The organism is Microcoleus sp. A003_D6 (assembly GCF_036702825.1).
Taxonomy (GTDB): Bacteria; Cyanobacteriota; Cyanobacteriia; order Cyanobacteriales; family Microcoleaceae; genus Microcoleus.
The window spans coordinates 1-8,651 of sequence record NZ_JAUBWA010000189.1 but is presented as its reverse complement, the minus strand read 5'-3'; the positions used below and the strand labels follow the sequence as shown (position 1 = coordinate 8,651).

Here is an 8,651-nt window from a genome sequence, read left to right as displayed (position 1 = left end):
CTATCCTTTCTCTTCGCTGTGCTTACCTCAACGGTCAACTTTCAATTTGATATATTTGCCAAAGTGAGATGCACCCAGGCCAGAGTTCCGCTTCAAAACTGATAAAAATCTCTTTGGTGGCTTGAGTTTGACAGCTAATTTCTACATTTCGGTAGTAATTGTTTAGGCTACCAAATGTTTCTACAGCTTGGATAAATTGGTCTCCCTGTGGATTTTTATATTGTTCCAACGATGGGGGTTGGAGTTCTTCGCTGGCTGGCTTTGATGGGACAGAATGAGTTGGTTCTGGTGCTTGAGAGGTTTCGATAGCTAGAGCTTGATACCAAGCATAATTTGCTTTTTCAGGTTGCCCCAACTGTGTCAACACTTGAGCTAAATTGCGATAAGCTCCGGCAAAATTGGGTTTAAGCTCGATCGCCTTTTGGTAATAAGCACTAGCTGGCTGCCACTGTTGCTGTTGAGCGTAAAGACTGCCGACATTAGCATAAACTTCGGGAAAATTAGGTTGGATTTGCAGTGCCTTGGCGTAACAGTCTGCTGCTGCTTGCATCTTCCCCAAACCTTGAAAAGCGTTGCCTAAAGTTTTCCAGGCTGCTGCAAAATTAGGTTGAATTTTTAGGGCTTGTTGGCTGGCTGCGATCGCCTCTGAGAGCTGTCCTTGTTTCAAACATTCCTCAGCTTGTTTGTGCAACCCAACAGCCGTCTGTGTTTGATTTTGAGGGGCTGCTACATTAGCTGTTGCTGGTTGGTTTGGGCGATCGCTCTTAGCATCTACCTGAGAGTTTTCTGCCTTCTGAGGCTGTTCATTTGCGGACTCTTTGTCATAAATCTCTTTCGCCACAAAACGAGAGGTAGCTTTCGGTACAAACTCGACAAATCCTAGTTGTTTGGCTAAATCTCGCGCTGCTTCTACTTGGTGCTGGTTGTGTTCAAATATCAAGTAGTGCCATACAGCTTTTCCGCCTGCTTGGATAAAGGCATTAACAGATTGCATTATCCTGTCCCAGTTGGTATTTTGGCGGTAAATGCTGTTAGTATCGGCCAACCCATCGATACTAAAAATTACGCGATCGTCTTCTCCTGTCATCGCCTTTGCCAGGGCTTGCCACCAGTCGCGATTGCGTCCGCTACCGTTGGTGTACAGGGAAACATGAGGAACTCCCATGCGGTGCAAATACTCGATCGCCGGAATTGTGGTATTGCTAGTCATAGCATCGCCGTAGTTGCCGCACATATAGACACAATCCAATTGAGAACAAAACTCTTGTGGGAAAATTCTCTCAATATCCTCCATCTTTAATTCCGCCCCCGGCAAAATCGGGTTGTCGGTGCGGGGACACTGCGGGCAAGCTGCATTGCACCTGGAAGTGATTTCTACGCTGACTCTTCTGATATCTTCATATTTTAAGTACATGAATGTTTTCCTATGGATTTTTTATCAGAAAATTGGGTTGAAAACCCCGTCATTGAGGACGGCTTTGTGTTAGAGTGTGTATACCGAAAGCAAACAACGGATATCTTGAGAGTAAAAGTCAGGCATAAGCCGGGGCCTCCAAACGATATAAACTGGTTGGCATTTGTACCGATGGATGGTCGGGAAAGGAAACTGTCTGGGCAATCAGAGCGTCGGGGATATGCGGGTAACTACATATCTAGATAGTGGGTGAAAAACCGTAAGGAAACAACCAGAAAATCTAAATCGTGAGGTTTAGAAGCTTTGCCCTTTTAGGGCGGAGTAATATCACTAATTCTGAAAGCAGACGCCACCAGCACTATCTTAGTTCCTAAACTTAATAAAAAAACCGCGGCTCGATCGAGCCGCAGTTTTTTTTAACAAGCTAAAGTTTCAATTAATCGCGACCGTTGAGAGCAATCAGCAGGCGCAGAATAAAGATGAACAAGTTGATGTATGTCAAGTACATCGACAGAGCGGCGGGTAAATACTGGTCGTCGCGGTAGCTGCGGGGTAATATGTAAAAATCGACGATCGCAGCGCCGGCGAACAGAAATACGCCGATGCCGGAAATGCCAATTTCCAACCAAGTTGGGGTGTAGATGCCAAATAGAGAGAGCAGAAACTGACCGCCAACAACGACTAACAAAGCAATGACACCTAAACTGATAGTTTTGGTGAGGGCCATGCCGTCTTGTTCAGAAAGGTTGGAGCCAATTTGGCGGGCGGCGATAAAGGTAATGCCGCAGCCGAGTGCTGCAAAACCGATTCCGGAGATGCCGACGCCTTGGGTTCTGAGGGCTGTAAATACCAATCCGCTGAGGGTGTAGCCCGAAAGCAGGCTGTAGGTTGCCAGCAGGGGCAAAGCCGTATTTTTGTTGCCTTGTTCGGCGGCACCGCGGGCGACGAAGAACAGAATTAATTCTACGACGATCGCGGCGATGAAGGTGGGAAAGAAGATTGCCGGGTAGTTGCGGATCACTCCGAGGCCGCCGTAGGCGCCTACCGCAGTTAAGACGAGTCCGCCGCCGACAAAGGGGAGAGCGTTGGCGATGACGTTGGGGCCTACCAGCGCTTGGTTTTTGGCCTCGCGCACGGCTTCGCGGAAATTGCTAGTGTTACTCACGAGGATTTACCTAATTAGGGCTGAGAATTGCTATCTATATTTTGACAGCTTTACAGTTTGTTTGCAAAACCTGAAAGAGTTTAAAGATTTGATAAAGAACGGGGGTAAGATCGCTTCAAAGCAGAGAGCGATTGTGTATAATCGACTGCATACAAGTTTGTGCCGTGTCGCTGTTGTCTCGGGACGATCGCCCTATTGCACCGTTGCGCGTCGCGGCAAAGCTATAATTAAGGTTATAGGGCAGGCGCTATCTGCGGCGAGGGGCAAACTTAAAGTCGATCGAATCGCAGATAAGTGAGCTCAATCAATTTTGGATTTGGGATTTACGATTTGGGATTGAGGACTCTATGCTAGAGGTAGGGGCCGCAGTTGATTTTAGGTTTTTGATTTGCGACGCGAGTTGAAACTAGGGACAGGAAACTGCAATCATCTAAAATCTCAAATCGGTTTGGTTAGTTGCCAAGGTAAGCTGTTCTACATCTAAATTGCATTTTTTGTGCGGGCTTTCTGGCCCACCCCACAAGAACTTTATCAAATTTTGACTGTGTAGTTTAAATGCCGCAACAGCTTAGCTCAGACAGGGAATGCCCAAAAAATTAACAATCGAGAGATCGAGTTCGATCGACAAAATGCTAAACAGGTAATGTCCAATGTCCACCTTTTTCGATCGCAAATTATTGCCACCTACAGCCGGAATTTTCTTGGCTGCTGTCGTTATTTCCGGCGGTCAATCTGCCGTTGCAGCTAATGTCCGAGCCGTTTCTACCGCTGCTACATGGCAGAGTTCAGACAATTTGCTGCTGGCTGATATCGGTCAACTCCGCCAAGGTACAACTTCTCCAAGCCCGAGCCCGGGAACGGTAAGCCCGGTGCCTCGGCCCGTGAAAATTCCTGAGCCTTCGACGGTGGTAGGTTTGGGTTTAATTGCGGGTTCGCTGGCTGTGAGTCGCCGGAGAGTCAGAGTTAAAAATTAGACTTTTGGCAAAAAGTCTAATTTTTGGATTTTTAACAGCAGATAAACGCGGAGATCGGGATTTTAGCCGATCGCGTCGCGCAGAGCATTTTTAGTCATAGCTGCGATCGACTGTTCGGTAGCTTTCGGCAAGTGATAGTATTTCCCGCCAGAAGTCTTGGCCAACTCCTTCGCAAAGCCAGTAGAAATAAACTTGCTCTCGGTATCAATCACCAGCAACTGCATTCCCAACCCGCGAATTTTGGCAGCAATTTCTAACAATTCAGCTTTAATATCTGGCTTTTCTCCATCTACAATCGGTTCCCCCAAAGAACGAGCCAAAGGAATATTCCCCCGCCCGTCAGTAATTGCGACAATCGCAACTTGACCGATATCTCCAGACTGCCGCGCGTTGACTCCCACCCGCACTGCTTGAGTCAAACCGTGAGCCAGGGGGGAACCCCCGCCGCAGGGCAACCGTTCCAAGCGCTTGCGGGCCAAAGCTATCGAGCGAGTCGGCGGTAGCAGCACTTCTGCTTGTTCTCCGCGAAAGGGAATCAAAGCAACTTGGTCGCGGCTTTGATAAGCTTCTGTCAGTAGCTGCATGACTGCACCTTTGGCCGACTGCATCCGGTTGAGGGCCATCGAACCCGAAGCATCGACGACAAATACGACTAAAGCTCCAGCTTTTCTGGCCAAGCGCTTCGCCCGAATGTCTCCCTGTTCCACAAATACGCGCTTCTCTCGATTTGGGATCTCGCTTGCGGTAGGTTCCTGGTCGGAATTCCTTTGGCGGCGGGCTTTTTGGTAGGGTGCGGCGGCTCTGAGGGTGGCGTCAACGGCGATGCGGCGGACGGGGCCTTTGGGCAATACTGGCTTGACGTAACGGCCTCTATCTTCGGAGAAAATGGTGCTGCGGCTTCCCGATTTGCCTTGGCGGTTGGCATTTTGGGCGAAGAAAAGCACGCTGGGGTCGAGAATTACGCCTTCGGGGTCGAACAGAAATTCTTCGGGAATGCTAGTCTCTTCTTGTTCTTCTGGAGGTTCGTCTTCTTTGTCTTCTTCTTCATCGTCTTCGTCTTCTTCTGGTTCTTGTTCGTTTTGGGGAGGCGGTGGCGGGGGGGGAGGAGGCGGGTTTTCGTCTGGGGGAGATTGGATGATGGTGGCGCGGGGTACGATGACGAGTTCTACGGCGCGGCGCAGGTCTTCGGCGTTAACTTCTGTGCGTCCCTCGATGGCGGCGGCGGCTTTGGCGACACGGACTGCGAATATTTCGGCGCGGTGTCCTTGAACTGCGCCGCGGATGGCTTCTTCTACTAGGTAGGCTATTTGTTCGTGTTTAATGCTGACATCTTTGAGCCATTCTCTGGCTAGGATGATTTGGGTTTTGAGGTTGTCGGTGTCTTCGGCGTATTGATTGAGAAATTCTTGGGGGGAGCTGGAGTAGGATAAAGCTTGTTCTACTGCATAGACTCTTTCTTCTAGTTCGAGTGCTGCGTCGGCTGAAAGTACGATCGCGATGCGATCGAGCAAATGTTCTCTGAGCGGCCCTTCTTCTGGGTTGTAGGTGGCAATAAATAGAGGTTTGCAGGGGTGTTGAAAGCTGATACCTTCGCGCTCTATTTGGTTCCGCCCTTCGGTTAATACTGTTAGCAATTGGTTGGAAATGTTGTCATCGAGGAGGTTGATTTCGTCTACATAAAGTACGCCTCGATTTGCTTGGGCTAATAGTCCTGGTTGAAATACGGTTTGACCGAATTTTACAGATTGTTCGACATCGACTGAACCTAAGAGTCTGTCTTCAGTGACACCCAAGGGAATTTGAATGAATGGTGTGGGAATTATTTCACTATCTGGGGAATTAGTATCGGTATTGTGGGGATATTGCCCGCTTTCTTCTAATAGAAAAGATGCCTTTTCTGCAATATCATTAGGTTCGGCGTTGCAAAAAGAGTCTTTAACAATTTCAATTGGTGGCAGTAGGGAGTGCAAGGCGCGGGCCATTACTGATTTTGCTGTGCCGCGGCGGCCTGCGATCGCCACTCCTCCCAATCCGGGATCGACTGCTGCTAACAGCAGGGCTAATTTGATTGCTTCTTGCCCGACTACGGCGGTGAGGGGAAAGGCTGTTGTGGAAGGGCTAATGTTGGCTGCGGGCATAGGATTTTCGGATGTGGAAATTTGAACTTAATGTTTAGCTTACTTCTTGGAGGATTTTAACTTCTAGGGGCAGAATCACTGTAAAAGTTGAGCCGACTCCTATTTCTGATACTAGCTCTATTTTGCCTTGCAGCAGCGTGACGAGCCGCGATACTATTGCTAATCCCAGACCGGTGCTGTCGGGGGAAAAGTGCTGTTTGCCGGCTTCTCCTGCTTGAAAGAAGGGGTCAAATATGCGGTTGGTATCTGCGGGGGCGATGCCGATGCCGGTATCTGTAATTGCGATCGCCCAATTTTCTTCTCCAGCAGGGTGGCAGCTTAATTCGATGGTACCGAATTCTGTATAGCGAATGGCATTGCTCAGCAGGTTGGTAACAATTTGTTGCAGCCGCTGAGAGTCGGCGATTACTTGTTTTGGGGCGCAGTCGCTGGTAACAGTGAGCTTTAGTCCTTTAGCATCAGCCATTGGCTGCATCATTTCTACTACGGTGTTAATTACAGATCGTACATTAGTTTGCCGCAGGTGAAGTTTAATTTTTCCGGCATCGGCGCGAGAAAGTTCTAGGGCGTCGTTAATCAGGCGCAGCAACTGTCTGCCGTTGCGCAATACTCGCTCGATGTGTTCGATGCCGGGGAGGGTATCTTTGATTTCGGATTGCCATTTTTCTTGGCGCAAAAACAGTTCGGAATAACCGATAATTGAGTTGAGGGGAGTTTTGAGTTCGTGAGCTAAATGGTAGACGTTTTCTTGGTTGACGCTGACGAGGCGAGAGAGTTCTTGATTGGTGAGTTTTAACTGAGTTTGGATTTGTTCGAGTTCCCGCAGCCTCTGAGCGACGTAGCTATCGAAACACTGGGCAATTGCTTCGTCTACTACGGCATCTATCAGCCGAAAAGCTCTGAATACTTCTGCGGCGCTTCCTGCTAGCAATTCGGCTTCTAAGTGGGAGAATATTACTTGACGCAATAAATGGTATTCCCGGGCTACTTCTGCGGCGTCGTAGCCTTGTTCGGCTCTGAGAAATCCGTGATCTAAACTGGCTTCAATTATTAGTTTTATTTCGCTGTTTTGATATTCGGAAAGCACTGTGGCCATCGCCGCCAGCAGGTAAGGTATGTGATTTTCTATCGCTGAGTGCGGTAAGGCCTCAGCACTTTCAATTTTCCGATCCAAGCGTACTGCTTCAATCCAGTTTTTGACGATAGTATCGGTTTTGTCGGCGAGCACTTGGCTGTAGTCCATGATGTCGGCGTGGGGGTGAAGTTTGGCAGATATTGCCCATGCTTCATTGTAGTTGAGCGAGGGCCCGATCGCCATACCAAACTTCGGGCGATCGCGACCCTCCCAAAAGAAGTAGTTTTGAGGTGATTTTTTTCCTGTGCTGGATCTCTGTCGAGCGCTCGATCCCAGCTTGTTGCTGCCAAAACCAGCACTTAAACTTATTGACAGAATAGCCATAAAGTAGTATAATTTTGTGACGATAAATATTTTAAATTTTAAAATTTAAATTTTTCAGGGGACTAAATGGAAAACGTGCAAGCTGCGATCGCTACGGCAACATTTATATGTGTAGTTTTCTTAATAATTACAGAATGGATACACCTAACAGTTGCGGCATTTCTGGGAGCGGTGATTCTGGTTTTTACCCATGTGATGACGTTAAACAACGCGATCGAATATATCGGTCGGAGTCACGCCACGCTGGGCTTATTTTTCGGAGTCATGGTAATGGTGAGAGCCTTTGAGCCTACCAAAGTATTTGAATACTTGGCAACTCAAATGGTTCTTTTGGCGAAAGGAAAAGGCAAAAATCTCTTGCTGGGTATTGTCGCCATTACTACGCCAATTTGTGCAGTTTTGCCCAATGCCACGACAGTCATGCTGCTAGCACCATTAATTCCGCCAATGGCAGAAGAAGTCGGTGTAGATTTTGTGCCGTTACTAATTTTAATGGTATTTGTGGCTAACAGTTCGGGACTGCTGACAATCGTGGGCGATCCGGCGACATTCATTGTCGGCGATGCTATTAACATGAGCTTTGCAGATTACCTGCTAAAGTTAAGTTTGGGCGGGGCGATCGCATTAGCAGTTATATTAGTTATGTTGCCTTGGCTGTTCCGTGAAATTTGGCACAAAAATTTAGACGATTTGGAACATTTGCCGCATCCAAAAATCAATCACCCGCGAGTCTTAGCAGTGGGCGGCTTAATTATAGCTTTCGTGCTGACATTTTTTGTCATAGGAGAGTCTCTACCCGTGCCTATTTCACCGGCAGCCGTTGCTTTGTTGGGGGCTGCTTTGGCAATGCTTTTAGCCCACCATTCCCAACTTGATTCTGTTAATAATATTTTGCGGGATTTAGATTGGAGTACGCTGCTATTTTTTATGTCTATCTTTGTGCTGATTGGCGGTTTGGAAAAAACCGGAGTAATCGGCAATATATCTGGAATATTAGCAGTGATTTTAGGTAAAAATATTTTTCTTGGTTCTTTAGTTTTGTTATTTTTTGTGGGTTTGATGTCGAGCGTAGTGCCAAATATTCCGCTGGTAGTGGCGATGGTGCCACTGCTAAAACAGTATGTTGTCAATATCGGGATGGCACCAGCAGAGGTGCTGGCTCCGGATTTTGCAGGGCAGTTTCCACCTGCTGTGCTGCCACTGTTTTATGCGATGATGTACGGAGCAACTTTAGGCGGAAACGGCACTTTGGTAGGAGCTTCTTCTAATATAGTGGCGGCGGGAATTTCTGAACTGCACGGGCGCCGCATTTCTTTTCAAACTTTTCTGCGTTACGGGCTTCCGGTGATGGCACTGCAATTAATAAGTGCGGCTGTTTATGTAACTATTCGGTTTCTGATTTGAAGAAGTCATTAGTCATTAGTCATTGGGCATTGGGCATTGGGCATTGGGCATTGGGCATTGGGCATTGGGCATTGGGCATTGGGCATTGGGCATTGGG

The 8,651-nt window shown here is 47.9% G+C and carries 6 protein-coding genes; 2 read left to right on the top strand and 4 right to left on the bottom strand.

Translation table 11 applies throughout. The features are described from left to right. Positions 1 to 34 precede the first annotated feature (34 nt). Complete coding sequence (locus QUB70_RS30190; protein ID WP_332985389.1) at positions 35 to 1,414, bottom strand: tetratricopeptide repeat protein; 1,380 nt, start codon at positions 1,412 to 1,414, stop codon at positions 35 to 37. A gap of 436 nt (positions 1,415 to 1,850) precedes the next feature. Next, the gene (locus tag QUB70_RS30185; protein WP_332985388.1) at positions 1,851 to 2,579 is read right to left on the bottom strand and encodes a Bax inhibitor-1/YccA family protein; all 729 of its coding nucleotides are present in this window, start codon (positions 2,577 to 2,579) and stop codon (positions 1,851 to 1,853) included. A gap of 650 nt (positions 2,580 to 3,229) precedes the next feature. On the opposite strand from QUB70_RS30185, the gene QUB70_RS30180 reads away from it, so the two are divergent. Further along, a complete protein-coding gene (locus QUB70_RS30180; protein WP_332985387.1) occupies positions 3,230 to 3,553 on the top strand; it encodes a PEP-CTERM sorting domain-containing protein in 324 nt (107 codons plus the stop codon). 62 nt (positions 3,554 to 3,615) lie between these two features. On the opposite strand, the gene bchD is transcribed toward QUB70_RS30180, so the two are convergent. Continuing rightward, positions 3,616 to 5,691: a magnesium chelatase ATPase subunit D gene (bchD, locus tag QUB70_RS30175; RefSeq protein ID WP_332985385.1), complete on the bottom strand. Its 2,076-nt coding sequence runs from the start codon at positions 5,689 to 5,691 to the stop codon at positions 3,616 to 3,618. Positions 5,692 to 5,725: 34 nt separating this feature from the next. Then, positions 5,726 to 7,150: a HAMP domain-containing sensor histidine kinase gene (locus QUB70_RS30170; RefSeq protein WP_332985384.1), complete on the bottom strand. Its 1,425-nt coding sequence runs from the start codon at positions 7,148 to 7,150 to the stop codon at positions 5,726 to 5,728. 66 nt (positions 7,151 to 7,216) lie between these two features. Between QUB70_RS30170 and QUB70_RS30165 the strand changes: the two genes are divergently transcribed. Continuing rightward, complete coding sequence (locus QUB70_RS30165; RefSeq protein ID WP_332985383.1) at positions 7,217 to 8,554, top strand: ArsB/NhaD family transporter; 1,338 nt, start codon at positions 7,217 to 7,219, stop codon at positions 8,552 to 8,554. Positions 8,555 to 8,651 lie beyond the last annotated feature (97 nt).

What these genes read in the sequence shown, in the direction of transcription:
- QUB70_RS30170 (WP_332985384.1), bottom strand. Translation starts at nt 7,150, where the DNA reads ATGGCTATTCTGTCAATAAGTTTAAGTGCTGGTTTTGGCAGCAACAAG.
- QUB70_RS30165 (WP_332985383.1), top strand. Translation starts at nt 7,217, where the DNA reads ATGGAAAACGTGCAAGCTGCGATCGCTACGGCAACATTTATATGTGTA.
- QUB70_RS30190 (WP_332985389.1), bottom strand. Translation starts at nt 1,414, where the DNA reads ATGTACTTAAAATATGAAGATATCAGAAGAGTCAGCGTAGAAATCACT.
- bchD (WP_332985385.1), bottom strand. Translation starts at nt 5,691, where the DNA reads ATGCCCGCAGCCAACATTAGCCCTTCCACAACAGCCTTTCCCCTCACC.
- QUB70_RS30180 (WP_332985387.1), top strand. Translation starts at nt 3,230, where the DNA reads ATGTCCACCTTTTTCGATCGCAAATTATTGCCACCTACAGCCGGAATT.